This window comes from Marivita sp. S2033 (assembly GCF_046592965.1).
GTDB lineage: Bacteria > Pseudomonadota > Alphaproteobacteria > Rhodobacterales > Rhodobacteraceae > Marivita.
In genome coordinates, this window is sequence record NZ_JBISBV010000005.1 from 171,968 (window position 1) to 195,626 (window position 23,659).

The window sequence follows — 23,659 nt, forward strand, 5'->3', positions numbered from 1 at the left end:
CCCCCTTCGCGGCTCTTAGAAGGTTGCCGAACCCGGAAGCCATTTCTTGATGAGCTCGTTCAGCGTGCCGTCTTCCTTCATGCTCTCGATGGCCGCTGTGAACTTCTCGCGCAGCTCGGTGTCGCTCTCGCGCACACCCATGCCGATGCCCCCGCCGAGCAAGACGTCTTCGCCCACAAGCGACACGTCCGCATTCTCTTCGGCGATGGGTTCAAGATAGGCCTTGTCGGCCAGAACCGCGTCCGCCTCTCCGGCGCGCACGGCGGCCACGGTTTCATCCGGCGTCGCGAATTCGACCAGCGTGGCCCCGGAAGAGGCCACGTGAGAGGCCTGGATCGTGCCGGCCTGCGCCGCGATCACGCCATTGGTCAGATCGACGTCGGCGCCATCGAGGGCAAGGTAGGAAGACGGGTCGGGTTGTGTGTAGTTGGCCGTGAAATCAATGACTTCATCACGCTCTTCGGTGATCGACATGCCGGCGATGATGGTGTCGTAGTTGCCGGCGACGAGGTTGGGGATGATGCTGTCCCACTCGTTCGTGACCCATTCGCAGGTCAGTTCGGCACGTTTGCAAAGCTCGTCGCCCAATTCGCGCTCGAACCCGTCCACTTCGCCGGCATCGTTGAGGAAATTGTACGGAGGGTACGCGCCTTCGGTGCCCAGACGTACGACCGAGTGGCTTTCGGCAAAAGCGATTGTCGCGGTGAACGCCAGTGCGGCGGTGCCGAGAAGGATGGATTTCATGTTGGATACTCCCTGTTTTAGTGTGGTTGGTCGGCCATCGTGGAGGACAGAAACCCCCTGAGCCGCTCTGATTTGGGCGCGCCGAAAAGGGATTCGGGCGGGCCTTCTTCTTCGATCAGGCCCTGGTGCAGAAACACCACGTGATCGCTCACGTCGCGGGCCATTTTCATGTCATGGGTGACGATCAGCATCGTGCGCCCCTCGGCGGCCAGATCGCGGATCACCTTGACGACTTCCTGTTCCAGCTCCGGGTCAAGCGCCGAGGTCGGTTCGTCAAACAACAGCGCCTCGGGCTCCATGCAAAGCGCCCGCGCGATCGCGGCGCGCTGTTGCTGTCCGCCGGACAGCTGCGCCGGGTAGGCATCGCATTTGTCGCCGATCCCCACCTTGTCGAGATACTCACGCGCCGCGTTATCCACCTCGGCCCGCTCACGCCCCAGCACCGTCACGGGTGCTTCCATCACGTTTTGCAGAATGGTCATGTGGGACCACAGGTTGAACTGCTGGAACACCATGCTGAGGTTGGTTCGGATGCGCAGCACCTGTTTCGGATCTGCCGGGTGACGATTGAGGCCGCTGCCCCTCCACGTCACCGCCTCGCCCTTGAACAGAATATCGCCCTGCTGGCTGTCCTCGAGCAAGTTGGCGCAGCGCAACAGCGTGGATTTGCCCGACCCGGATGATCCGATCAGCGACACCACGTCTCCGCGCCGGGCAAGGATGTCGACGCCCTTGATGACTTCGAGGTCACCATACTGCTTGTGCAGGTTGCGAATTTCAAGGACGGGGGTGTCTGTCACGGGCCAGTCTAGTTGATTTTACCAAGGTCGAAGCGAAACATGACGGCAAAACGCCCTGTTATGCAACGTTCAAATCACGAAAGCCGTGGGTTTCGGGTTCGATGACCTTGCGTCAATCGCTGGCCTGACAATCGGTTCCGAGCCGCTTCAATCCGCTCTGTCGACCCTTTGGCGGGCCAGTGCGCTGTCGCGATCATTGATCCCCAACAGCTTGGAGACCAGTCGCAGCACGGCATCTTCCTCCGGTTCGCGGCTGCCATCTGCCAGTGCGACCTGCCAAAGCGCCTCGATCACCGCGATCCGATCCTCGAACGGAACCGCATCCTTGATGGCCGAGGTAAAACGCACCGTGTCCGGCGCCTCGGCCTCGAGCAACTCGGCCTCGCTGCGCAGTTTCGTGGCTTCGAAGGGCGACAGTGAATATCGCGATGCGGCAATCTTGTCGATCCGCGCCTTCTCGGCATCGTCGTAAACGCCATCGGTGCGCGCGACGCGGACCAAGAGCGCGGTGAGGGCAAGACGCGCGTCCGTGGCGGGCAACGGCGCGGGATCGGACTCGGTGAGCCGCTTGAGGAAATCTGCAAACATGAGGAGTGATATATGGCCTGCAAACGGTTTCGCCAATGGCAAACTCATCCTGCCAGATCTTCCACCTCGTAAAGAATATCGTCAATCGCGATGCCGCCGGGGTCGGTGTTCTCGATCGTGACGGCGGCCACACCGTATCCGCTGCGCCAGGCGAGGGACATCACGCCCCGATCCAGGGGCAGGACAAACCGTGCAATGATCCGGGCGCGCACATCGTAAAACGCGACCTGCGCGGCGCGCGGCATCGGGCGCTGGCCAAGCGGATCGGGGTATTCGGCGTGAAGGCGAAGGCCGAATGCGAATTGCGGATCATCAAAGGTGAACGCGACACTGCCTTCGCCGCGACCCTCGGCACTGGCATACCCGGCGGGACCGATGGGGAACAGCGCGTTCGAGCCAAAGCCGTCGTGATAGGCAATCGTGAAACTCTGACCGGGTTCGCCCGGCACGACCCTTGGCGGCGCGCCCGGCACACCTGTCAGCGTGTCAAAGCGGCCATGCTCGGTTTCGCTCTCGCGCACGTCCTGTCCCAACAGCTTTTCGCCAATCGACAGCCCCGGCGCGCGCCAATGCTGATCGAAGTTGATGCCCGGCTCCGAGACTGTGGGCAGCGCATCGAAGGTCTCGATCCGGTGCGGCTGACCGCGCAATGTATCATAGGGAACCTTGCGCAACTCGCTCGCACTTCCAGCGGCAGGCAGAGCCAGCAGGAATACCAGCGCGCGCATCATGGCGCGTTGAAAACGCGGGACAGGGTTTTCAACGCGGCCTGCATGGCGAAGGGAGGGTTCACGATGAACAATCCCGATCCGAGCATCCTGTGGCCTGCGCGCGCTGGCGGAAAGCGGACCTCATGCGTCAGCGCGTCGGGATGGCCCGATTTCAGCGCTTTCAGCATCGGCGCATGGCTGGCCGAACTGAGAATCGGATACCAGATCATCACCACGCCGACATTCCATTTCCGCGTGATCCCGCCCAGCCATTTGGGCAATTGATCGTACTCGGACTTCACCTCGTAGGAGGGATCAACCAGCATCAGACCGCGCCTTGGATCGGGCGGGCACAGGCTCTGGGCGAGGGCGAGACCGTCCTGCTTGTAAACGCTCACGCGCGGATCGCGCAGGTTCGTGCGCAACGCCTGAAATTCCTGGGGGTGAAGCTCTGCAAGGTGGATCTTGTCGCTCTCGCGCAGCAGGTGTTGGGCAATGGCGGGAGAGCCGGGATACTGCGTCCCGGGCATCGCGGCGAGGGCGCGGCGATAGGGATGATCGGGCGGAAATGCGGCCTTCAGAAGGGCAATGCCCTGCGCCGCTTCGCCGGTTTTCAACGCTTCGGGCGCGGCCAGATCGTAAAGCCCACGCCCGGCATGCGTCTCGATATAGGTGAGCGGTTTTGGCTTGACCGTCAGATAATCGAGAGCCACCGCAAGTGCGGCGTGCTTGTGAACATCGGCGGCATTTCCGGCGTGATAGAGATGTTGGTATGACAGCATGGCGCGAGGGTATCGGAGAACCTAAGGGGAGGGTAGGGGTCTCAAAGTCAACGTTTTGCTTGTTGGAGAAACTGGAAATGATGCCAGTTAACGCCAAGGGCCACATACCAAGAAGCTTGACGAAAGCCTCTTAGTGATAATGATTAATAATTGGTTAACGAGGATCGAAGTTATGAGAGTTTTACTTTTGGTGAGCGGCATTGTTTTTGGAACTACAGGAATGGGTGCAGGCGCCGCTCAAATTTCCGGATCGTGGATTGAGTCGCATATCCAAGACACAACGTCCCACGGTGGGGGGTGCCGTAAAAGTTCACCGCCGGGCAAATGTTGTCACATGCAGACCAGCACCGGCACAGTGCATTGCCATTGACCCCTTAGCGTTTAAGTGCAGACGAGTTGACAAACCTGTGAAATCTAAGTCGCGTAAATAGCGGCGATGGCGCCGCTATTCCTTACACCAACCTACTCACATCCTTCGCCGCCCGTACAAAATCCTTGAACAACGGATGCGGATCGAACGGTTTTGACTTCAGCTCCGGGTGGAACTGAACCCCGATGAACCACGGGTGGTCGGGCCACTCGATGATCTCGGGGAGGCGGCCGTCGGGGCTCATGCCGGAGAAGCGCAGGCCGGCTTTTTCAAGCGCGTCCTTGTACTTGATATCGACTTCGTAGCGATGGCGGTGACGCTCATCGATGGTGGTGGTGCCGTAGATGCCTGCGACGCGGCTGCCTTCGCTCAGAACCGCGTCGTAGGAGCCAAGGCGCATGGTGCCGCCCTTGTCATCCAGAACCGAGCGGTTGACCTTTTCATTGCCCTGCACCCATTCCTTGAGGTGATAGACAACGGGCGTGAACCGCTTTTTACCGGCCTCGTGGTCGAATTCCTCGGATCCGGCATCGGGCAGTTTGGCGACGTTGCGCGCCGCTTCGATCACCGCCATCTGCATCCCCAGACAAATGCCCAAATACGGCACATTGTTTTCGCGCGCAAATTGCGCGGCCTTGATCTTGCCTTCGGTGCCGCGTTCGCCGAACCCGCCGGGCACCACGATGGCGTGGTAGCCTTGCAGGTGCTGGCCGGGGTCTTCGCGCTCGAAGATCTCGGCATCGACCCACTTGACGTTGACCTTGACGCGGTTCGCCATACCGCCGTGGGTCAGCGCTTCGGCAATCGACTTATAGGCGTCTTCGAGCTGGGTGTATTTCCCGACGATCGCCACTGTCACGTCGCCCTCGGGATTGTGGATGCGGTCGGCCACGTCATCCCACTTGGCGAGGTTCGGCTTGGGGGCGGGGGTGATCTGGAAGGCATCAAGCACGGCCTGATCCAAGCCTTCGCGGTGATACACCAGCGGCGCTTCGTAGATCGAGTTCAGATCCTGCGCGGCAATCACGCTATCGGCGCGCACGTTGCAGAACAGCGCCAGTTTCTCGCGCTCTTTCTTCGGGATCGGGCCTTCGGAGCGGCAGACGAGGATGTCGGGGGCGAGACCGATGGAGCGCAATTCCTTGACCGAGTGCTGCGTCGGTTTGGTTTTCAACTCGCCCGATGCCTTGATGAACGGCAACAGCGTAAGGTGCATGAAGATGCACTGCCCGCGCGGCTTGTCTTGCGAAAACTGGCGGATCGCCTCGAAGAAGGGCAGACCCTCGATATCGCCCACCGTGCCGCCGATTTCACACAGCATGAAATCAACCTCGTCTTCGCCGATCGAGATGAAATCCTTGATTTCATCGGTGACGTGCGGGATCACCTGAATGGTCTTGCCAAGATAATCGCCGCGCCGCTCTTTTTCGAGCACGTTCATATAGATACGGCCCGACGAGATGCTATCGGTCTTGCGAGCCGGCACGCCGGTGAAGCGTTCGTAATGGCCGAGATCCAGATCGGTTTCGGCGCCGTCGTCAGTGACAAACACCTCGCCATGCTCGAACGGCGACATGGTGCCGGGATCGACGTTCAGATAGGGGTCGAGCTTGCGCAGACGCACCGAAAAGCCACGCGCTTGCAACAGCGCGCCAAGGGCGGCAGAGGCCAGACCTTTGCCAAGAGAGGACACCACGCCGCCCGTGATGAAGATAAAGCGTGCCATAGGGTGAACTCTCCCGCGATATGTCTGCAAATCAGGCGAACCGCGCGGCGTAAACTGCGCAGTATCACGGGATTTGACCGGTAAGGGATTCGGATGCAAAAGGCAAGCCGCGCCCCAGATGATGTTGGGTGTGATTTAAGCGCCTCAAGGGATTGTAGCCCCCAAGGCTTCGTTCTTTCAAGAAAAGCGCAGCAGTTTGAACAACCGCACCTGAGCCGGCTGATTTGCCTCAGTCCGCGCTGGGCACGAGCGGCATGTTGGGATCAATCGAGCTTGGCGGAGGCAAGAGACCGTCTGTGTCGATCTCGTCGCTGCTTTCCTCGGTCGCGCTGCCGCTACTGGGGCTGAGACGATCCATGATCGAGGACCCGGACGCGTTCTGCGCCGCAATCACCGTGAGCGCGATGGACGTGCAAATGAACGCTATCGCCAGAATCCAGGTCAGCTTGCCAAGCCCGGTCGACTTGCTGCGCGCGCTGACAGAGCCGCCGCCACCGCCGCCCATCGCCCCAAGACCACCACCGTCAGAGCGCTGGAGCAGCACGACGCCGATCAGCGAAAGCGCGAGGAGAAGGTGGATGATGAGAACGACGTTTTCCATGACTGTCCCGGATGCCTTGGTTCAATGGGGGCTATCTAGGGACATTGGGCGCGCCGCGCAACCCGTGATGCGGTGGCTGATCGCGGTGTCATTCGTCAACGTCATCGACATCCGCCTGTCCCGACAGCTTGCGCCGCACGATGGACCAGCTGAGACCGATTCCCAGTACGGTGGCGAGCGCCATGATGCCGATCCAGACGCTGAGGTCGCGGTTTTGCAAATCGAGCAGTCCGATATCGAACAACACCCAGAGCAGCGCACCCACCAGCGCCAGAACCAACACCATGCCAAGCGCCCCGATCGAGCGCAGCGTGGCGCGCAGGTAGACGACATATGCGACCAGCAGGATCAAACCGGCGAGCACCGTCACAGAGAGACGCTCTTGCCCATCCGTCATCGCCCAACGGGTGAAATTGTAAGGCGTCGGGTTATAGGTCGCCGCAATGAGGGCAAAGGCAAACAGCCAGCGAAGCAGAAATCCCATGAGATGTGGCCCTTGTTGTCGTACCGGTGTCGCTCCGGCCGGCAGATGGCCCGAATGGCGCGCATCTGTCCAGAGGGCGCGTCACTTAAGAGGTTTCGCCTGTTGCCTTCGGGCGTTATACGGGCGCGGGTTTGCATATCGAAATTCAGGACAAAGGTCTCCAACATGGCGAATGTAGTGGTCGTGGGCGCGCAGTGGGGCGACGAGGGCAAGGGCAAGATCGTGGACTGGCTGTCGGAGCGTGCCGATGTGATCTGCCGCTTTCAGGGTGGCCACAACGCGGGCCATACGCTGGTCATTGACGGCAAGGTCTACAAGCTGCACGCGCTGCCATCCGGCGTGGTGCGCGGTGGCAAGCTGTCGGTCATTGGCAACGGTGTTGTGCTCGACCCGTGGCACCTGATGCGCGAGATCGCCACCATCCGCGAACAGGGTGTCGAGATCACGCCCGAGACTTTGATGATTGCCGAGAACACACCGCTGATCCTGCCGATTCACGGCGAACTGGACCGTGCACGCGAAGAGGCCGCGAGCAAGGGCACCAAGATCGGCACCACCGGGCGCGGCATCGGGCCGGCCTATGAGGACAAGGTGGGCCGGCGGTCGGTCCGGGTGGCCGATCTGGCCGATCGGGCGACGCTCGAAGCTCGTGTGGACCGCGCGTTGCAGCACCATGATCCATTGCGCAAAGGGCTGGGGTTCGAACCGGTTGACCGCGACGGGCTGCTGGCGCAACTGACCGAGATCGCGGAGCATATCCTGCCCTTCGCGGCACCTGTCTGGAAGGTGCTGAACGAAAAACGCAAAGCTGGCAAGCGCATCCTGTTCGAGGGCGCGCAAGGCGCGTTGCTCGATATTGATTTCGGCACCTACCCGTTCGTGACATCGTCCAACGTGATCGCCGGTCAGGCCGCCACCGGCGTGGGTCTTGGGCCCGGAGCGATTGAATATGTCCTGGGCATCGTCAAAGCCTACACCACGCGAGTGGGTGAGGGGCCGTTTCCCACCGAACTGGACGACGAGGATGGTCAAAGGCTGGGCGAGCGGGGCCATGAGTTCGGCACCACCACCGGGCGCAAGCGGCGCTGCGGCTGGTTCGATGCCTGCCTCGTGCGCCAGACCTGCGCCACCTCGGGCGTCAATGGCATCTCGCTGACCAAGCTCGATGTGCTTGACGGGTTCGAAACGCTGAAAATTTGTGTTGCCTACGATCTCGATGGCACGCGGCTGGATTATCTGCCGACTGCGGCCGATCAACAGGCGCGCTGCACGCCGATCTACGAGGAAATGCCCGGCTGGAGCCAGTCCACCGAAGGCGCGCGCTCCTGGGCGGAGTTGCCCGCCGAAGCGATCAAATACGTGCGCCGGGTCGAGGAATTGATCGACTGTCCGGTCGCGCTACTCTCCACCTCACCGGAACGGGACGACACGATCCTCGTCACCGATCCCTTCGCAGATTGAACTGGAAAGGGTGGATATGGCATTGAGTTACAAGGCGCGCAGACGGTGGTCTCTTGTGATCCTGCTTGTCGGCCTGCCGCTCTATGTGATTGCCTGCGTGACGGTGCTCAACTGGCTTGACCGCCCCCCGTTCTGGCTGGAGCTTGTGGTTTACGTCGCGCTCGGGGTCGTCTGGGCGCTGCCGTTCAAATTTGTCTTCAAGGGGATCGGACAGCCCGATCCAGACGCCGAGGAATAGGACACGCTCTGACAGTTTCGGAGCGGTCAGAACTCCTTGCGCATCAAGAGCCGGTCGACGGAAAACGCGCCACCGCCAAAGGCTGCGATCAGGGCCGCACCCGCCGTCCAGAACAAGGAAGTCCATTCGGCCTTGAGTTGCACACCGGTCGGCCCTGCCAAAAACGCCGCGCCACCATCTGTCAGCAAACGCCTCTGACCGGCGGGCGTCAGCAAGTCCTTATTCTCATTCAGATACGCGATACCCTCTTGTGTGAGAAATGCGTCGCCATACGGGTGCGTGACGTGAAACCAATACGTTGTCAGCAATACCAGCGCGCTTGCCAGAGCTGCCGGACGCGTCAGAAAACCGATGACGATCAGCAAGCCGCCAAAGAAGTTCACAAACGCGAGCAATGGCGAGAAGAACCAGCCCGGTGCAAAGCCGATCATTTCGACAAACCCGGCTTGCGCCATCGGACGCTGAATCTTCTGCCATCCTTCCAGCATGAACAAACCGCCGATGATGATACGGAACGCAAGCCATCCTACGGGCTGGGCGAAGCTGGCGTAGAAGCTGGAAAGGAAGGGTAGAAACAGACGTTCGCGCGGCGTTTCGAAATAGTCTGGCATGGTGTTTCCTCCCCTGTATGATTGTGATCAGGCAACGAGACGGGTTCATGATGACATGAGACTTGGCTATGCCCTATGTGGCATGTTCGCGCCAACTCAAGCGCTTTCACGGGGCTGGCCTTCAGGGCCGGCGATAGGGACAGCGAAAAAAAAGGGGCCGGCTGGCCCCTTTTCCTCATCTTTTCCCGGTCGTTTTTATCCGGCGGCGCGGGAACTCGGCTTGAAGCCGATACTGTCGGAGGCAGTGAACCGTCCGCCCCCTTTCTTTTCGATTTTGCCGTCGCGCAGCAATTGGCCAAAGCTGCGCAAGCGTTCTTCCCGGGAACTGGCTTCGCCTTCGGCCTGAAGCAGTTTGGTCATCAGTTGAGGGCGCGAGAATTGATCGCGGCCTTCGACGAACGACATGTACGAGGCCGCGGCTTCGAGCAGTTCGGGCAATGTATGTGCACCCGCTCCTTCTGCGAATTCGGCAAAGCCTGCGTCATCCGAAATATCCATTCCCTCCGAAGGCTCCATTGCGTCGGCACTGCGCAACACGCGGCGCGGACGGACCGGGGTCACGCCATATGTCGCCGTTTCGACGTCCACGCGCTGCTCGGCCACCAGTTTGAGCGGTGCAGGGCGGACCGGCGCCGGGCGTTCGGAGCGTGCCTGTGCGACCGTGGGGCGGCGTGGGCGAACCGCGTCGGCCAAATCCTCGCGGTAGGGCTCTTCCTCGTCCTTGACCTTCTTGCCCCGACCCAGCAGCCGGTCGGCCTTGGTCGCGGCGACGGCGGCGCGCAGATGCGCAATGGCGCTGCGCCGGCGATTGCCTTCGGGTTCGTCCATTTCGGTTTCGGCCTGGTCGATCAAGCGATCAACGGAGGTGTCGTCTTCTTCGATCGGGGTGTCGGTCAACATCGCGCGACCGGGGCTGGTCATCTTGACCGCCTTGCGGATATTGGCGTCGGCCTCGTCTTCAAGGTCGTCCAGATCATCGTTCTCGAACTCTGACGTATCGGCACGGGTATCGTCGTCCTCGTCGAAGTTCCAGTCGTCGTCCTCGTCAATCTCGGCCTGCAACTCCGCGAGTTCACGCGCCAGTTCCGCTTCCTGCTCGGCCGAGAGGGTACTGTCCTGCGCACCGGACACGGACGGGGCTTCAGACGCCGTTTCGGTGTCGTCATCTTCGTCATCGTATTCTTCGATCGTCCCGGCGGCGAGGGCGGCGTCCACATCGCTGCGCTTGGCCTTGCTGACACGCGCGACGAGAGGGCTGGTGTCGTCTTCGGAGGAGTCCGGAGTTTCCGGCTCTTCGGTTTCCAAAGTCTCGGGCTCTTCGGTGTCAGGAATGCTCTGCTCGGACGCAGCGGCGGCCTGCGCTTCGAGTTCTGCAATCTTGGCGCGCAGAACCTCTATCTCGGCTTGCGTATCCTCGGCCTGACTATCCGGGGCCACGTCGCCAGAGGCATCCGCTTCGTCGTCGTCATATGCCACGTCGGGCAGGATTTGGTCCTCGTCGCTGTCTTCCTCTTCAATCCGGTCGTTCACCAGCGCAGCGATGGTGTCGGTGAAAAGGTTGTCGCCGGTGTCGTCGAGCTCTGCGACCGGTGATTCCTGGTCCTCGGTGGTGTCGTCTTCCGGATCAAAGCCGGGAAGATCGCGCTCCATCTCGATGGCGTCGTTTTCCGCATTGCCATCGCCGTCCGGGCCGGACATGGCATGTTCGTCTTCGGTGTATTCCGGCTCTTCCTGCGAGCGGGACGCGACAACCGCGCGGATGCGTTGCAACTTGTCAGCCACGCTATCAGCGGCGATGGGTGTGGGAGCGGTGTCGTCCAGCAGTTCGGCGTCGGCCTTTCGCGCCATCGCGGTCTGTGCGGCGATGAGATCGTCCAGGCTCAATTCTTCGGGAAGGTCCTCTTGCGACGTCAGCATCGGCGCGTCCAGATCAACATCGTCAGACTCGTCGGTAATGTCGAGGCTGGAGAGGTCGATCTCCGTGTCTTCGAGTTCGGCACCGTCAAGATCGGCACCGTCAGGCTCGGAATCATCCAGCGATAGGGCGACGATGTTTTCCTCAGCGGCTATGTCGTCATCCGCTGTCGGCGCGTCCTCAGTCTCCATGTCCAACCCGGATGTGTTCGCGACAGCCGAAGCAATGGCAGTCGCTCCGGCTGTCGCGTCCACGGTGCTTGCATCCGATGACTGCTCCGGCGCGACATCCCCATGCGGCGGCTCGGCGTCGTCCGTCGGGCGCAAAACCAGACTTCCCTTTTCAAACCGGGCCTCGACCCGGCGTTCGATCTCGCGCTCGGCAATCCGGGCGAGCATTTCGGCGTCAGGGGTTGGCGGTTCGGCCCCGAAATACCGGTCGTCCTGTGCCAGATCGCGAAAATACTCCGCAATCGCCTTCATGGTGTCGAACGAGCGATCAAACCCTTCGAGCGTACATGAAAATGTGCCATAGGATACCGTAAGTATCTTGTTGGAACTGATCATAACAACACCCGCTTTCCAAAACTCTGCGACCGTCTTGCTAGCACGTTTACCAAGACCAAAGCGTATCGAATCTGTGCCTTTGACGGTATCATTTCATGGCCTGATTGTGGTTTGTTTCGCAATTCGCCATTAATCGGCCATGAATGACGCGATTGTTTTCTCGAACACGCCTGTTTTACTGGTTGGTGGCGCGGTTGGCGACAATGCCCAGCTTTGCGCGATATTGAACGACGTGGACTGCGTGGTCGCTGCCGATAGCGGCGCTGACTGGTTGCGCGCCGCTGGGCGATTGCCGGACGCTTTAATTGGCGACCTGGATTCGGTGTCCGACGCCACGCGCAACGCCATCGCCTCTGATCGCGTGCACCGTATCGAAGAACAGGACAGCACCGATTTCGACAAAGCCTTGCGCTCGATTGACGCCCCCCTGGTGATCGGTATCGGATTCCTCGGCGGGCAGGTGGATCACTTGCTGGCGGCGATGACGGTTCTGGCGCGCCACCACCACCGCGCCGTTGTTCTGGTTGGCGCACAGGACGTGGTCGCACATCTGCCGCCGAAGCTCGACCTGCCGCTGAGGTCGGGCACCCGCGTGTCGCTTTATCCCATGCGTGCAGTGCAAGGCACCTCGACCGGGCTGCGCTGGCCCATTGACGGATTGACCATGTCGCCCGTCACGCGAACGGGTACGTCGAACGAGGCAGAAGGCGCCGTGCGCCTGACGATGCGCGATCCGGGGATGCTGATTATTCTGCCGGTGTCCCAGCGGGTGTTGTTGCAAGAGGCTCTGGCACGCTGCGGCGGCTGGTGGCCTGTTCCTTGAAGACGATATAAAGGCCCGACGCGATGGTGACAGTGATGCCAATCGTTGCCAGTCCGTTGGGCAGATCGCCGAATACCGCAAAGCCGACGACCGTCGCGACCGGAATTTCGAGGTATTGCATCGGCGCCAGCGTCGCCGATGGCGCATAGCGCAACGACCATGTCATCAACAGATGCGCGAGCGTGCCGGAGAGGCCGATCGCCACAAGAAGAAGCCAGGCCGCAGCCCCCACGCCTGTATTCCATTCCAGCAGCGGCAGCGCTGTGGTGGGCAGGAAAAACATCGCCGGTGTCAGGATTGCGATGGCCATGACGCCAGAGACCGCCTGAAGCCCGATGGGATCGGTCTCCTTGGCGATCCGACGCGTCACCAGCATGAAGAACGAGAAATTCAACGCGACCCCCAACGGCAGGAGAGCGGGCCAGCCGACTTGCTGGAACGAGGGCTGCACCACCAGCAGCGTGCCCGCAAAGCCGACCGCACAGGCAACCAGTCGCTGCGTGCCAACCACCTCTCCGAGAACGTAATGGCCAAGGAGGAGCATCATGAAGGGCATGACAAAAGCGATCGCGACGGCATCGGCCAAGGGAAGATAAATAAGCGCCGTGACCATCATGCCGATCCCGGCCATGTGCATGATCGTGCGCAGGAAGGTCAGGGACAGCACCCGTCCCGACATGCGCCAGGCGCGGCCTGTCATGGCGATAATCGGGATCAGGACAACCGCCTGCACGCCGAAGCGCACGAACAACAACTGCCCGAGTGACACCTGTTCCGACAGGATTTTGGCCAACGCATCACCGACGGGGGCTGCGATGCAGAAACCGAGCATCAACAGGATGCCTAGGATGGGGCGGTCTTCGGTCATTGCGAAACGCTACCCTTGGTTGTGTCAGCCTGTCAACGCTCTCCTTTGTGCAAATTTAACGGATGATCCCGGCGTTGAAAATGTCTGTGATTTTCGGCGCTTTCAGCAATTCGGGACGTTGACGGCCAACCCGCCCAGCGACGTTTCCTTGTATCTTTCGTGCATGTCCATACCGGTCTGACGCATGGTTTCGATCGCCGAATCGAGCGGCACAAAATGCGAGCCATCGCCCCGCAGCGCGAGGCTGGCGGCCGAAACGGCCTTGATCGCACCCAGCCCGTTGCGCTCGATGCAGGGCACCTGAACCAAGCCCTTGACCGGATCGCAGGTCATCCCGAGGTGGTGTTCAAGCGCGATTTCCGCCGCGTTTTCAATTTGTTCCGGCGTTCCGCCCATGACGGCGCAAATACCTGCCGCGGCCATCGCGCTGGCGCTGCCGACTTCGGCCTGGCAGCCGGCCTCGGCACCGCTGATGGATGCGTTGAATTTCACCAGCCCGCCAATCGCCGCGGCTGTCAGCAGGAATTCGGGGATCCGCGCCTTGGTCGCGCCCGGAACGTGGTCGAGCCAGTAGCGGATCGTCGCCGGAACAACTCCAGCGGCTCCGTTTGTTGGCGCAGTCACCACCTGGCCTCCGGCCGCATTCTCCTCGTTGACGGCCATTGCATAGACACTCATCCAGTCATTGATCGTGTGAGGCGGGCTTTGGTTCAGGCCGCGTTCGGCCAGCAGCTTGTCGTGAATTCCTTTGGCCCGACGTTTCACCGACAGGCCGCCGGGCAGGATGCCACCGGTCTCGAGCCCTCGGTCGATGCATTCGTTCATCACCGTCCACAATCGCTGGATGCCGTCGTCGAGAGCCGATGCATTGCGCCGCGACAACTCGTTTGCGCGTTTCATCCCGGCAATCGTCAGGCCCGACTCCGACGCCATCCGCAGCATGTCGGCTGCCGACTTGAACGGATAGGGCACCGGCGGGCCATCGTCGGTGTCCTTGCCGGCGGCCAGTTCCGCCTCGGTCATCACAAAGCCGCCGCCGATGGAGAAATAGGTTTCCTGCGCGATCACGTCGCCCTGCTTGTCGGTCGCGCGCAAGATCATTGCGTTGGCATGGCCGGGCAGATTGGGGCCGAAATCGAAACGCAGGTCAGTTTCGGGATCAAATCCAAGCGGGTCGAGCCCGTCGGGATGGATGGATCTCGTCTCCCTGATGCGCGCCAGCGTCGCTTCGGCGTGGGCATGGTCATAGGTTTCGGGAACAAAGCCGGCCAGCCCGAGAATGGTGGCCCGATCCGTGGCGTGCCCGACGCCGGTAAAAGCCAGCGATCCATGCAGTGTCGCATTGACGCCGGACGCGCTGAACGGGGCGGCGCGCAAACGGTCCAGAAACCGTGCCGCAGCAACCATCGGGCCCATCGTGTGCGACGACGACGGGCCGATGCCCACTTTGAACATATCGAAAACAGACAGAAACATCGGTGATCCGTACTCCTTATCGGATTGCATAGAGCAGGTCTTGGGTGGGTTTGGCTAGACCATGTCGGGTTGGAGGGCGCGTCGGACAGAATAAGGGTCAGTTTAACGGAGTGTTTACCGATCTCTGGTCAGGATGGGGCAATGTTACTTGCCTTGGGGGCGATCATGACGACCAATACCGACATCCTGGCGTGGCTTGCCGCCGCGCTGACAGTTCTCGCCTGGGCTGTCCTGCCACAGCTTGCTTTTGCCAAACCGGTGATGTGGCCTGACGTGCCGCCGGTGGTGACGACCATTCTTCCGCCTCAGGGCGCGCCTGTCGAGGGGGACAAGCGTCCTGGGACTGTCGCGGCACCGCGCGCACCGGTCGCACCTCCGTAGAAGCCGCCTGTCAATGGCGGTCCGCCTTAGCCGCGCGTCTTTTGCAATTCGGTCTCGCCCCTTGCGTCACGAGCGCCTATAAGACGGCCAGAACTGCCCAAGGAGCTGTCCCATGACCGGAGAACTGTCGCCCATCGACAAGGCCAAGTATGTCGCCGCGAAACGTGCCGCCGACCTGGTCGAGGACGGAATGCGCGTTGGATTGGGCACCGGCTCGACAGCGGCCTGGCTGGTGCGCCATCTGGGCGAGAGGGTGCGCGATGACGGCTTGCGCATCAAGGGAGTGCCGACCTCGACGCGCACTGCGGAATTGGCGCGCGATGTCGGGATCGAGGTTATCACTCTGGACGAAGCGAAAACGTTGAACCTGACCATCGACGGCGCGGATGAATTCGACGCCAATCTGAACCTGATCAAAGGCGGTGGCGGCGCGTTGTTGCAGGAAAAAATCGTCGCGGCCGCCAGTGAAGAGGTGGTGATCATCGCCGACGCTGCAAAGGAAGTGGGCACGCTCGGAGCGTTTCCGCTCCCGATCGAGGTGATCCCGTTCGGTTGGACCACGACACAGATGCTGGTGGAAGAACTTTTGGTGTCAGCGGATGTGATGGGCCGCAAGATCACGTTGCGCATGAACGGTGACAAACCCTTCCGAACCGACGAGGGCAATCACATTCTCGATCTGCATCTGAGCCGAATCGGCAACGCCCGACAACTCGCGATGGCGCTCAATCAAATGCCGGGCGTGGTCGAGAACGGTCTGTTCATCGACCTGTGCGACAAGGTGATCATCGGCTACGGCGATGGCCGGGTCGAAATGCGCGACATCAACGAAGGCACTGTCAGCGAGGACCGGATCAACCTTGTCGAGGGCGACAATCTATTCTCGGACCTTGGCGATTGAACATCGCTCACCTGCTCGATTTGGCTGGCACTCCGGCGGCTCACGAGCCTTTGGCGCGGATTCTCTGCCCTCTCCGTCTGGCCTTCCAGGGTTGCCTGTGAAATAGCTCTGCGCGACGATCTAAGGAGCAGACCATGAGCGAGTTCGACTATGATCTTTTTGTCATAGGGGGCGGATCGGGTGGCGTTCGTGCGGCCCGCGTCGCGGCAGGCGAGGCAGGCGCCAAGGTCGCGTTGGCCGAGGAAGACCGGTACGGCGGCACCTGCGTGATCCGGGGATGCGTCCCCAAGAAGCTTATGGTGTTTGCCAGCGGTTATAGCGAAATGGCCAACGAGGCCGCGAGCTATGGCTGGAACATGACAGCCGGACAATTCGACTGGCCCGCTTTTTCCAAACGCCTCAACGCCGAGCTGGACCGGCTCGAAGGGGTTTATCGCAAGCTGCTGTCCGGGTCCGGTGTCACCACCTATGATGCCCGCGCGCGCCTGAAAGATCCCCACACGGTCACGCTCTCGACGGGTGAGACGGTGACGGCCAAGCACATTCTGATCGCAACTGGCGGCCGGCCGATGCGACCCGAAATGGACAATGCGGATCTGGGCATCGTATCAGACGACATCTTTCATCTGAAGGAATTGCCCAAGTCGATCCTGATCGTTGGCGGCGGATATATCGCCTGTGAATTTGCGTGTATTCTTAACGGTCTGGGCGTCGAGGTGACGCAGTATTACCGGGGCGCGCAAATTCTGCGCGGCTTTGATGAGGAAGCACGCGGTCTGATCGCGAATTCCATGTGCGAAAACGGCATCGACCTGCACACCGGCACGAACATCGTCGAAATGCACCGTGTTGCCGACGTCATGGGCGACGACATGGGCGGCCCTGTCGAGGACGTCCAATATGGTGGCACGACCAGGGACACCGCTGGTGGCGGGCCGGTTCGGGTCAAGGCAACCAACGGCACGGTCACCGATTTTGACGTGGTGATGTTTGCCACAGGCCGCAAACCCAACTCTGATGATCTGGGTCTTGAATCGCTTGGGGTATCTCTGGGGCGTGCGGGGCAGATCGAAGTTGACGAATATAGCCAGACCGGCGTGCCCTCGATTTATGCCATCGGCGATGTCACCGACCGCGTGAACCTGACGCCAGTCGCGATCCGCGAAGGCATGGCGTTTGTTGAAACGGTCTTCCACGGCAACCCGACGCCGATTGATCACACGCTGATTCCGTCGGCGGTGTTTACGCAGCCCGAATTCGGCACCGTGGGTCTGAGCGAGGAAGCTGCACGCGATCAGGAGCCGATTGAGGTGTACTGCACGTCGTTTCGCCCGATGCAGACGGCATTTGCCGAAAAGCCGGATCGCGTTTTGATGAAACTGGTGGTCAGCGTGGAAACCCGCAAGGTTCTGGGCTGCCACATCGTCGCTCCGAACGCAGGTGAAATGATCCAGATGGCGGGAATTGCGGTAAAGATGGGGGCGACCAAGGAGGATTTCGACCGCACGGTCGCCGTTCACCCGACCATGTCGGAAGAGATAGTGACGATGCGCAAACCAACGCGCACAGCTTGAATTTCCGACAATTACACACAGCTTAGAGATTGAAACACACCAAAGATGACTTCCGAGAGGGGAAAAGACCAGATGGCAGGCAACAGTGGCGGCCCGTGGGGCGGCGGCGGCAGAGGTGGTGATGACCGTGGGGACGATCGTCCGCGTGGTGGCGGCGGTCGACGCCCCGAAGACAACCAGCCGCAGATCCCGGAAATCGACGAACTGATGAAAAAGGGCCAGGAGCGTCTCCGGGTTCTCATGGGCGGTCGCGGTGGCACCGGCGGCCCCAACGGGTCTGGCGGAGGCGGCGGCGGCGGGTTCAAGCTGACGCGCGGCACGATCGGCATCGCCGTTCTGCTGGCCGTGGCGCTTTGGGCCTTTTCGAGCTTTTACACGGTGCGCCCCGAAGAACAGTCGGTCGAACTGTTCCTTGGCGAATTTTCCTCCACCGGCAATCCGGGTCTGAACTTCGCACCCTGGCCGTTCGTGACCGCCGAAGTGGTCAACGTCACGTCCGAGCGGACCGAGAACATCGGCAGTCGCGGCAGCGCTGGCGGTGATGGCCTGATGCTCACGACGGACGCCAATATTGTCGACATCGATTTCCAGGTGGTCTGGAACATCAGCGATCCGGCCAAGCTGCTGTTCAATCTGCGCGACCCGCAGGTCACGGTGCAGGCGGTCTCGGAGGCTGTGATGCGCGAGATCATCGCGGCCACCAACCTTGCACCGATCCTCAACCGCGATCGCGGCCTGATCGCCGACACCGCGCGCGAGAATATTCAGGCGACGCTTGACGAATATGAAAGCGGAATCAGCATTGTGCGGGTCAACCTCGACACTGCGGACCCGCCCAGCGAAGTGATCGACGCGTTCCGCGAAGTTCAGGCCGCCGAGCAGGAACGTGACCGGTTGCAGCGTCAGGCCGACGCCTATGCAAACCGCGTTCTCGCCGAGGCGCGTGGTTCGGGTGCTCAGATTCTCGAGGAGGCCGAAGCGTATCGAGCGCAGGTCGTCAACGAAGCCATCGGTGAAGCCAGCCGCTTTATCGCCGTATCACAGGAATTCAACGAGGCACCCGAAGTCACGCAGCGCCGCCTCTACCTTGAAACAATCGAACGGACATTGGGTGACATGGACAAGATCCTGCTAGACGAGACGAGCGGAGACGCATCCGGGCAGGGTGTCTTGCCCTACCTGCCGCTCAACGAATTGCGCCGGTCCGGTCAGACCGAAACAGGAGGGTCGAACTGATGCGTAAAGCTGCTTTTCTTTTGCCGGTCGGCGTTCTTGCACTCGTGGGCTTTCTGTCGTCGATCTATATCGTTGATGAACGCGAAAACGCCCTCGTGCTGCAATTTGGCCAGATCAAGCAGGTCGTCGATGAACCCGGCTTGGGGTTCAAACTTCCGATCATTCAAGAGGTTGTGCGCTACGATTCCCGTATTCTGTCGCTCGACACCGACGCGATCGAGGTCACACCATCCGATGACCGCCGTTTGGTGGTCGATGCCTTCACCCGCTACCGGATCGCCGATGTCGTGCAGTTCCGTCAGGCGGTTGGCGTGGGGGGTATCCGGGTTGCCGAAGACCGCCTGTCATCGGTCCTGAACGCCCAGATCCGCGAAGTTCTGGGTGCCGATCAGGTGACATCCGACACGATCCTGTCGCCTGAGCGTCGTGATCTGGCATTGCGTATCCGTGCGCAGGCCCGCACCAGTGCGGCCGGTCTCGGTCTTGAGATCGTGGACGTTCGCTTGAAGCAGACCAACCTACCGCAACAGAACCTCGATGCGACCTTTGCACGGATGCGGGCCGAGCGTGAGCGCGAGGCTGCGGACGAGATCGCCCGCGGTAACGAAGCGGCGCAACGTGTGCGCGCGGCGGCGGACAGAACCGTGGTGGAAACTGTCTCGAGCGCCGAGCGCGAGGCTGAGATCGCCCGCGGTGAGGCGGATGCGGAACGCAACCGGATCTATGCGCAGGCCTTTGGGAACAATCCCGAGTTCTTCGCCTTCTACCGGTCGCTCTCTGCGATGGAAAAGTCGCTGAACAAGGACAATTCAACCTTGGTCTTCTCACCCGAGAGCGGCTTCCTGGGTCAGATGTTCGACGTGATCCGTGCCGATGGTTTAGGCAAGGTCGCTGTCGAGGATTTCGATATCGAGCAGCTGCGCGAAATGGCGCCGGAAAGCGAGATTTCCCCCGACCTGCCCGAAGCTGAACGCAGGCTTCTCGAAGAGCAGCAGGAAGAGCAGAACGCGCCGTCGAATGAGGACGCGACCAATTGATCGAAACGATCCTTTCCGGACTCGCACTTGTTCTGATCATCGAGGGGCTGGCCTATGCGCTGGCCCCTTCGCTTGTGGAGCGTATGCTGGCTTCGGTGCGGGACATGCCGATTGATATGCGACGTCTCGTCGGAATCAGCGCAATCGCCGCCGGAATCGCGATCTTGTGGGTGCTGCGGCTGTTTTGACCCCGCGTGACATGGCGTGGAAATTCACGATCAACTCACATCCGCTTGAACTGTGACATTCTTAATTGCGTGTTGCGTCAGCGCACCTACATTGGGCGCATCAAAACGCAGGTGATGGGCCAGACCCGTCACCAATGACGAAGGAGCTTCCCTTGACCACACAGGCAACAACATTCGAACGGGACCGGACGACGCCGCTGCGCATGTTCTGGCTGGCCTCGCTTTCGATGATACTTATCATGGCGCAATCGCTGAGCGCCCAGTCGCAGGAGAGCTTTGCCGATCTTGCGGACAAGATCAGCCCGGCGGTTGTCAACATCACCACCTCGACCACGGTTGCAGGGCGCACCGGCCCGCAAGGCATCGTCCCGCCCGGATCGCCGTTCGAGGATTTCTTCCGTGAATTCCAGGACCGTGGTGGCCAGGGCGACCGGCCGCGCCGGTCCTCAGCGCTGGGTTCGGGCTTTGTCATCTCTGAAGACGGCTATGTTGTCACCAACAACCACGTCATCGAAGGCGCCGATGAAATCCTCATCGAGTTTTTCGGCGGGTTCGAACTGCCCGCGACCATCATCGGCACCGACCCCAACACCGACATCGCACTGCTCAAGGTCGAAAGCGAAGAGCCGCTGGGCTTTGTCAACTTCGGCGACAGCGACACCGCGCGTGTTGGCGATTGGGTTATGGCGATGGGCAACCCGCTGGGGCAGGGCTTTTCCGTCTCGGCCGGCATCGTGTCCGCCCGTAACCGCGCGCTGAGCGGCACCTATGACGACTACATCCAGACCGATGCCGCCATCAACCGGGGGAACTCCGGTGGCCCGTTGTTCAACATGGATGGCGACGTGATCGGCGTGAACACCGCGATCCTGTCGCCCAATGGCGGCTCGATCGGGATCGGGTTCTCGATGGCATCGAACGTGGTGACGCGGGTGATCGACCAGCTCAAGGAATTCGGCGAAACCCGCCGCGGCTGGCTGGGCGTGCGCATTCAGGACGTGACCGACGATGTGGCCGACGCGCTGGGGCTTGAAGCCGCCAAGGGCGCTTTGGTGTCCGACGTTCCCGAAGGTCCGGCGATGGAAGCGGGTCTCGAAGCGGGCGATGTCATTCTCAGCTTTGATGGTGTGGATGTAGAGGATACGCGCGGCTTGGTCCGTCAGGTTGGCAACACCGCCGTCGGCAAGGCCGTGCGCGTCGTGATCAACCGCAATGGTGAGACGCAGACACTTCTTGTGACGCTCGGTCGCCGCGAAGAGGCCGAAGCCGTTCCGGCAGCACAGACCTTGGACGAGGATGGCGCGTCTTCGAGCATGGACCTGATGGGCCTCACGCTCAGCCCGCTCAACGCGGAGATCCGCGAGCAACTGGAGCTGCCAGACAGCGCCAAGGGGCTGGCGGTCATGGATGTCGATCAAACGTCTGAAGCCTTTGAAAAAGGTCTGCGTGCCGGTGATGTCATCACCGAAGCCGGTCAGGCTCAGGTTCTGGCATTCGGCGATCTGGAAGACCGGATCGATGAGGCGCGCGAGGCGGGCCGCAAGTCGATCTTGCTGCTGGTACGCCGGGGTGGCGATCCGCGGTTCGTGGCCCTGTCCATCACCGAAACCGAGTAAGCAGCGGTTTCACTGACATGACAAAGGGGCGTCCTGCCGGACGCCCCTTTTTTCGTGTGCCAGCACCGATCAGGAATTGGCGTATCCCAGCCGCTGCAACGCGGTTTTGATCTCGTCCAGAATGGCCGGATCGTCAATCGTCGCAGGCGGCTTGAACTGCTCGCTATCCGCGATCTTGACCATCGTCGCCCGCAGGATCTTGCCCGAACGGGTCTTGGGCAGACGATCCACAACCGCGCACAGCTTGAAAGCGGCCACGGGTCCGATCTTTTCGCGCACCAGCGTCACACATTCCTTGACGATGTCTTCATGCGTGCGGGTGACACCGGACGTCAGGCAGACAAACCCCATCGGCAGCTGACCTTTCAACTGGTCGCTCACGCCGATGACGGCACATTCGGCCACATCCGGATGTCCGGCCAACACCTCTTCCATGCCGCCGGTCGACAGGCGGTGGCCGGCGACGTTGATCACGTCATCGGTGCGCGCCATGATGTAAAGGTATCCGTCCTCGTCCATCATGCCTGCGTCCCCGGTTTCGTAATAGCCGGGAAAGTGCGACAGGTATGATTTCCGAAACCGCTCCTCGGCACTCCACAGGTTCGGCAAGGCGCCGGGTGGCAAAGGCAGTTTGATCGCGATCGCACCCAATTCGCCCGCCTTCACAGGATGGCCCGCCTCGTCGAGGATATGCACGTCATAGCCGGGCATCGGCACCGCCGGTGATCCAATCTTCACCGGGAGTTTTTCGATCCCGACCGGATAGCCTGCGATGGTCCAGCCGGTTTCGGTTTGCCACCAATGATCGTAAACCGGCTTGCCGCTGACCTTCATCGCCCATTCAATCGTGTCGGGATCGGCGCGCTCGCCCGCGAGGTAGATCGCATTGAGGCTTGAGATGTCGTATTTCTTGACGAACTCGCCTTTCGGATCATCGCGCTTGACGGCACGGAATGCTGTGGGCGCTGTAAAGAAGCTGCGCACCTTGTGATCGGCGATCACCCGCCAGAATGTGCCGGCATCCGGTGTGCCCACGGGCTTGCCCTCGAACACGATGGTGGTGTTGCCGTGGATCAGGGGCGCATAGCAGATATAGCTGTGCCCGACGACCCAACCCACATCCGACGCCGCCCAGAACACATCGCCCGGATCGACATTGTAGATGTTTTTCATCGACCAGTTGAGCGCAACCAGATGGCCACCGGTGTGGCGGATCACCCCCTTGGGCGCGCCGGTGGTGCCGGAAGTGTAGAGGATATAGGCCGGATGGTTGCCCTCGACCGGCACGCAATCCGCTGGTTCCACGCCGTACTGAAAGCCGTGCCAATCGACATCGCGGCCTTCTTCGAGGCGCGCAACCTCCTGTTCGCGCTGAAAGATGACGCAGAAGTCGGGTTTGTGGGTGGAGCGATCAATCGCGCCATCCAGCAGCGGCTTGTAATGCACCACGCGTCCCGGCTCGACACCGCAGGAGGCGGCGATGATCGCCTTGGGCGTGGCGTCGTCGATCCGCACCGCGAGTTCGTTTGACGCAAAGCCGCCGAACACCACTGAATGGATCGCGCCGAGACGTGCACAGGCCAGCATCGCCTCCAGCGCCTCCGGCACCATTGGCATATAGATGATGACGCGGTCGCCTTTCTCGATACCCTTGGCGCGCAGCGCGCCCGCCAGCCGCGCCACGCGGTTGCGCAGTTCGGCATAGGTGATCTTGTGCAATGTGCCGGTGATCGGGCTGTCGTGGATGATGGCCACCTGTCCGCCGCGCCCGGCCTCGACATGGCGGTCAACGGCGTTCCAGCAGGTGTTGGTCAGACCGTCCGCAAACCATTCATAAAGATCGTCCCCGGCCTTGGTCAGTGCCTGCGTCGGCGCGCGATTCCACTCAATCGCCTGCGCCTGCTCCATCCAGAACCCCTCCGGGTCGGCTTTCCAGCGTTCATAGACCTCTTTGTAGCCCATC

General features: G+C 61.1%; 23 protein-coding genes. 10 read left to right on the plus strand and 13 right to left on the minus strand.

Features of this window, described 5'->3' with window-relative positions; all coding sequences use genetic code 11:
* Positions 1–15: 15 nt before the first annotated feature.
* The 8 genes from ACGKZZ_RS10995 to ACGKZZ_RS11030 form a co-directional block, all read right to left on the minus strand.
* Entirely contained in the window at positions 16–744 is a 729-nt protein-coding gene (locus tag ACGKZZ_RS10995; RefSeq protein WP_411223607.1) for a transporter substrate-binding domain-containing protein, read from the minus strand.
* Positions 745–761: 17 nt separating this feature from the next.
* Positions 762–1,544 (minus strand): ABC transporter ATP-binding protein, encoded by a 783-nt coding sequence (locus ACGKZZ_RS11000; protein ID WP_411223608.1) that lies wholly within the window; start codon positions 1,542–1,544, stop codon positions 762–764.
* 147 nt (positions 1,545–1,691) lie between these two features.
* Positions 1,692–2,132: a TerB family tellurite resistance protein gene (locus ACGKZZ_RS11005; protein WP_411223609.1), complete on the minus strand. Its 441-nt coding sequence runs from the start codon at positions 2,130–2,132 to the stop codon at positions 1,692–1,694.
* A gap of 44 nt (positions 2,133–2,176) precedes the next feature.
* The gene (locus ACGKZZ_RS11010) at positions 2,177–2,860 is read right to left on the minus strand and encodes a hypothetical protein (RefSeq protein WP_411223610.1); all 684 of its coding nucleotides are present in this window, start codon (positions 2,858–2,860) and stop codon (positions 2,177–2,179) included.
* Positions 2,860–3,624, minus strand: coding sequence for a 23S rRNA (adenine(2030)-N(6))-methyltransferase RlmJ (locus ACGKZZ_RS11015; RefSeq protein WP_411223611.1), 765 nt, complete (start codon positions 3,622–3,624; stop codon positions 2,860–2,862). Before ACGKZZ_RS11015 ends, ACGKZZ_RS11010 begins: the two co-directional genes overlap by 1 nt.
* Positions 3,625–4,076: 452 nt before the next feature.
* Entirely contained in the window at positions 4,077–5,720 is a 1,644-nt protein-coding gene (locus ACGKZZ_RS11020; RefSeq protein ID WP_411223612.1) for a CTP synthase, read from the minus strand.
* Positions 5,721–5,949: 229 nt separating this feature from the next.
* Positions 5,950–6,321 (minus strand): preprotein translocase subunit SecG, encoded by a 372-nt coding sequence (secG, locus tag ACGKZZ_RS11025; protein WP_411223613.1) that lies wholly within the window; start codon positions 6,319–6,321, stop codon positions 5,950–5,952.
* An 88-nt stretch (positions 6,322–6,409) separates the two neighbouring features.
* Positions 6,410–6,805: a DUF6524 family protein gene (locus tag ACGKZZ_RS11030; RefSeq protein ID WP_411223614.1), complete on the minus strand. Its 396-nt coding sequence runs from the start codon at positions 6,803–6,805 to the stop codon at positions 6,410–6,412.
* A 165-nt stretch (positions 6,806–6,970) separates the two neighbouring features.
* On the opposite strand from ACGKZZ_RS11030, the gene ACGKZZ_RS11035 reads away from it, so the two are divergent.
* Positions 6,971–8,266: an adenylosuccinate synthase gene (locus ACGKZZ_RS11035; RefSeq protein ID WP_411223615.1), complete on the plus strand. Its 1,296-nt coding sequence runs from the start codon at positions 6,971–6,973 to the stop codon at positions 8,264–8,266.
* Between the two features lie 16 nt (positions 8,267–8,282).
* A complete protein-coding gene (locus ACGKZZ_RS11040; RefSeq protein WP_411223616.1) occupies positions 8,283–8,504 on the plus strand; it encodes a DUF2842 domain-containing protein in 222 nt (73 codons plus the stop codon).
* Positions 8,505–8,530: 26 nt separating this feature from the next.
* Here the strand turns inward: ACGKZZ_RS11040 and ACGKZZ_RS11045 are convergent, their stop codons facing one another.
* Entirely contained in the window at positions 8,531–9,115 is a 585-nt protein-coding gene (locus ACGKZZ_RS11045) for a DoxX family protein (protein WP_411223617.1), read from the minus strand.
* 195 nt (positions 9,116–9,310) lie between these two features.
* Positions 9,311–11,596, minus strand: a complete 2,286-nt coding sequence (locus tag ACGKZZ_RS11050) for a hypothetical protein (protein ID WP_411223618.1) — start codon at positions 11,594–11,596, stop codon at positions 9,311–9,313.
* Positions 11,597–11,735: 139 nt separating this feature from the next.
* Here ACGKZZ_RS11050 and ACGKZZ_RS11055 point away from each other — a divergent pair, with 139 nt between their 5' ends.
* On the plus strand, positions 11,736–12,419 hold the full coding sequence (locus tag ACGKZZ_RS11055; protein ID WP_411223619.1) for a thiamine diphosphokinase: 684 nt from the start codon (positions 11,736–11,738) through the stop codon (positions 12,417–12,419).
* Here ACGKZZ_RS11055 and ACGKZZ_RS11060 read toward each other — a convergent pair.
* Together ACGKZZ_RS11060 and ACGKZZ_RS11065 are read right to left on the minus strand one after the other, a co-directional pair.
* Positions 12,343–13,287 (minus strand): DMT family transporter, encoded by a 945-nt coding sequence (locus ACGKZZ_RS11060; protein WP_411223620.1) that lies wholly within the window; start codon positions 13,285–13,287, stop codon positions 12,343–12,345. The two genes, ACGKZZ_RS11055 and ACGKZZ_RS11060, sit on opposite strands and share 77 nt — an antisense overlap.
* Positions 13,288–13,389: 102 nt before the next feature.
* Positions 13,390–14,763: an L-serine ammonia-lyase gene (locus ACGKZZ_RS11065; protein ID WP_411223621.1), complete on the minus strand. Its 1,374-nt coding sequence runs from the start codon at positions 14,761–14,763 to the stop codon at positions 13,390–13,392.
* 141 nt (positions 14,764–14,904) lie between these two features.
* Between ACGKZZ_RS11065 and ACGKZZ_RS11070 the strand changes: the two genes are divergently transcribed.
* The 7 genes from ACGKZZ_RS11070 to ACGKZZ_RS11100 all read left to right on the plus strand — a co-directional run bounded on the left by ACGKZZ_RS11070 (position 14,905) and on the right by ACGKZZ_RS11100 (position 21,696).
* Complete coding sequence (locus ACGKZZ_RS11070) at positions 14,905–15,144, plus strand: hypothetical protein (protein ID WP_411223622.1); 240 nt, start codon at positions 14,905–14,907, stop codon at positions 15,142–15,144.
* A gap of 112 nt (positions 15,145–15,256) precedes the next feature.
* Entirely contained in the window at positions 15,257–16,045 is a 789-nt protein-coding gene (gene rpiA / locus ACGKZZ_RS11075) for a ribose-5-phosphate isomerase RpiA (RefSeq protein WP_411223623.1), read from the plus strand.
* A 134-nt stretch (positions 16,046–16,179) separates the two neighbouring features.
* Positions 16,180–17,619, plus strand: a complete 1,440-nt coding sequence (locus tag ACGKZZ_RS11080; protein WP_411223624.1) for an FAD-dependent oxidoreductase — start codon at positions 16,180–16,182, stop codon at positions 17,617–17,619.
* A gap of 72 nt (positions 17,620–17,691) precedes the next feature.
* Positions 17,692–18,855, plus strand: coding sequence for an FtsH protease activity modulator HflK (gene hflK, locus ACGKZZ_RS11085; protein ID WP_411223625.1), 1,164 nt, complete (start codon positions 17,692–17,694; stop codon positions 18,853–18,855).
* Positions 18,855–19,892 (plus strand): protease modulator HflC, encoded by a 1,038-nt coding sequence (gene hflC / locus ACGKZZ_RS11090; protein WP_411223626.1) that lies wholly within the window; start codon positions 18,855–18,857, stop codon positions 19,890–19,892. Before hflK ends, hflC begins: the two co-directional genes overlap by 1 nt.
* On the plus strand, positions 19,889–20,080 hold the full coding sequence (locus ACGKZZ_RS11095) for a DUF2065 family protein (protein ID WP_411223627.1): 192 nt from the start codon (positions 19,889–19,891) through the stop codon (positions 20,078–20,080). The genes hflC and ACGKZZ_RS11095 overlap by 4 nt, the downstream gene beginning before the upstream one ends.
* A gap of 227 nt (positions 20,081–20,307) precedes the next feature.
* Positions 20,308–21,696, plus strand: coding sequence for a DegQ family serine endoprotease (locus tag ACGKZZ_RS11100; protein WP_411223696.1), 1,389 nt, complete (start codon positions 20,308–20,310; stop codon positions 21,694–21,696).
* A 69-nt stretch (positions 21,697–21,765) separates the two neighbouring features.
* Here ACGKZZ_RS11100 and prpE read toward each other — a convergent pair whose 3' ends face one another.
* Positions 21,766–23,658 carry a propionate-CoA ligase PrpE gene (gene prpE / locus ACGKZZ_RS11105; protein ID WP_411223628.1) on the minus strand — a complete coding sequence of 631 codons (1,893 nt, stop codon included), beginning with the start codon at positions 23,656–23,658 and terminating at the stop codon, positions 21,766–21,768.
* Position 23,659 lies beyond the last annotated feature (1 nt).

Bases quoted from the DNA above. Each gene is read 5' to 3' on its own strand.
- rpiA (WP_411223623.1), top strand. From the start codon at position 15,257: ATGACCGGAGAACTGTCGCCCATCGACAAGGCCAAGTATGTCGCCGCG.
- ACGKZZ_RS11010 (WP_411223610.1), bottom strand. From the start codon at position 2,860: ATGCGCGCGCTGGTATTCCTGCTGGCTCTGCCTGCCGCTGGAAGTGCG.
- ACGKZZ_RS11005 (WP_411223609.1), bottom strand. From the start codon at position 2,132: ATGTTTGCAGATTTCCTCAAGCGGCTCACCGAGTCCGATCCCGCGCCG.
- ACGKZZ_RS11030 (WP_411223614.1), bottom strand. From the start codon at position 6,805: ATGGGATTTCTGCTTCGCTGGCTGTTTGCCTTTGCCCTCATTGCGGCG.
- ACGKZZ_RS11015 (WP_411223611.1), bottom strand. From the start codon at position 3,624: ATGCTGTCATACCAACATCTCTATCACGCCGGAAATGCCGCCGATGTT.
- ACGKZZ_RS11050 (WP_411223618.1), bottom strand. From the start codon at position 11,596: ATGATCAGTTCCAACAAGATACTTACGGTATCCTATGGCACATTTTCA.
- ACGKZZ_RS11020 (WP_411223612.1), bottom strand. From the start codon at position 5,720: ATGGCACGCTTTATCTTCATCACGGGCGGCGTGGTGTCCTCTCTTGGC.
- ACGKZZ_RS11045 (WP_411223617.1), bottom strand. From the start codon at position 9,115: ATGCCAGACTATTTCGAAACGCCGCGCGAACGTCTGTTTCTACCCTTC.
- hflC (WP_411223626.1), top strand. From the start codon at position 18,855: ATGCGTAAAGCTGCTTTTCTTTTGCCGGTCGGCGTTCTTGCACTCGTG.
- ACGKZZ_RS11055 (WP_411223619.1), top strand. From the start codon at position 11,736: ATGAATGACGCGATTGTTTTCTCGAACACGCCTGTTTTACTGGTTGGT.
- ACGKZZ_RS11040 (WP_411223616.1), top strand. From the start codon at position 8,283: ATGGCATTGAGTTACAAGGCGCGCAGACGGTGGTCTCTTGTGATCCTG.
- ACGKZZ_RS11035 (WP_411223615.1), top strand. From the start codon at position 6,971: ATGGCGAATGTAGTGGTCGTGGGCGCGCAGTGGGGCGACGAGGGCAAG.
- ACGKZZ_RS11100 (WP_411223696.1), top strand. From the start codon at position 20,308: ATGATACTTATCATGGCGCAATCGCTGAGCGCCCAGTCGCAGGAGAGC.
- ACGKZZ_RS10995 (WP_411223607.1), bottom strand. From the start codon at position 744: ATGAAATCCATCCTTCTCGGCACCGCCGCACTGGCGTTCACCGCGACA.
- ACGKZZ_RS11060 (WP_411223620.1), bottom strand. From the start codon at position 13,287: ATGACCGAAGACCGCCCCATCCTAGGCATCCTGTTGATGCTCGGTTTC.
- secG (WP_411223613.1), bottom strand. From the start codon at position 6,321: ATGGAAAACGTCGTTCTCATCATCCACCTTCTCCTCGCGCTTTCGCTG.
- ACGKZZ_RS11065 (WP_411223621.1), bottom strand. From the start codon at position 14,763: ATGTTTCTGTCTGTTTTCGATATGTTCAAAGTGGGCATCGGCCCGTCG.
- ACGKZZ_RS11070 (WP_411223622.1), top strand. From the start codon at position 14,905: ATGTTACTTGCCTTGGGGGCGATCATGACGACCAATACCGACATCCTG.
- prpE (WP_411223628.1), bottom strand. From the start codon at position 23,658: ATGGGCTACAAAGAGGTCTATGAACGCTGGAAAGCCGACCCGGAGGGG.
- ACGKZZ_RS11080 (WP_411223624.1), top strand. From the start codon at position 16,180: ATGAGCGAGTTCGACTATGATCTTTTTGTCATAGGGGGCGGATCGGGT.
- hflK (WP_411223625.1), top strand. From the start codon at position 17,692: ATGGCAGGCAACAGTGGCGGCCCGTGGGGCGGCGGCGGCAGAGGTGGT.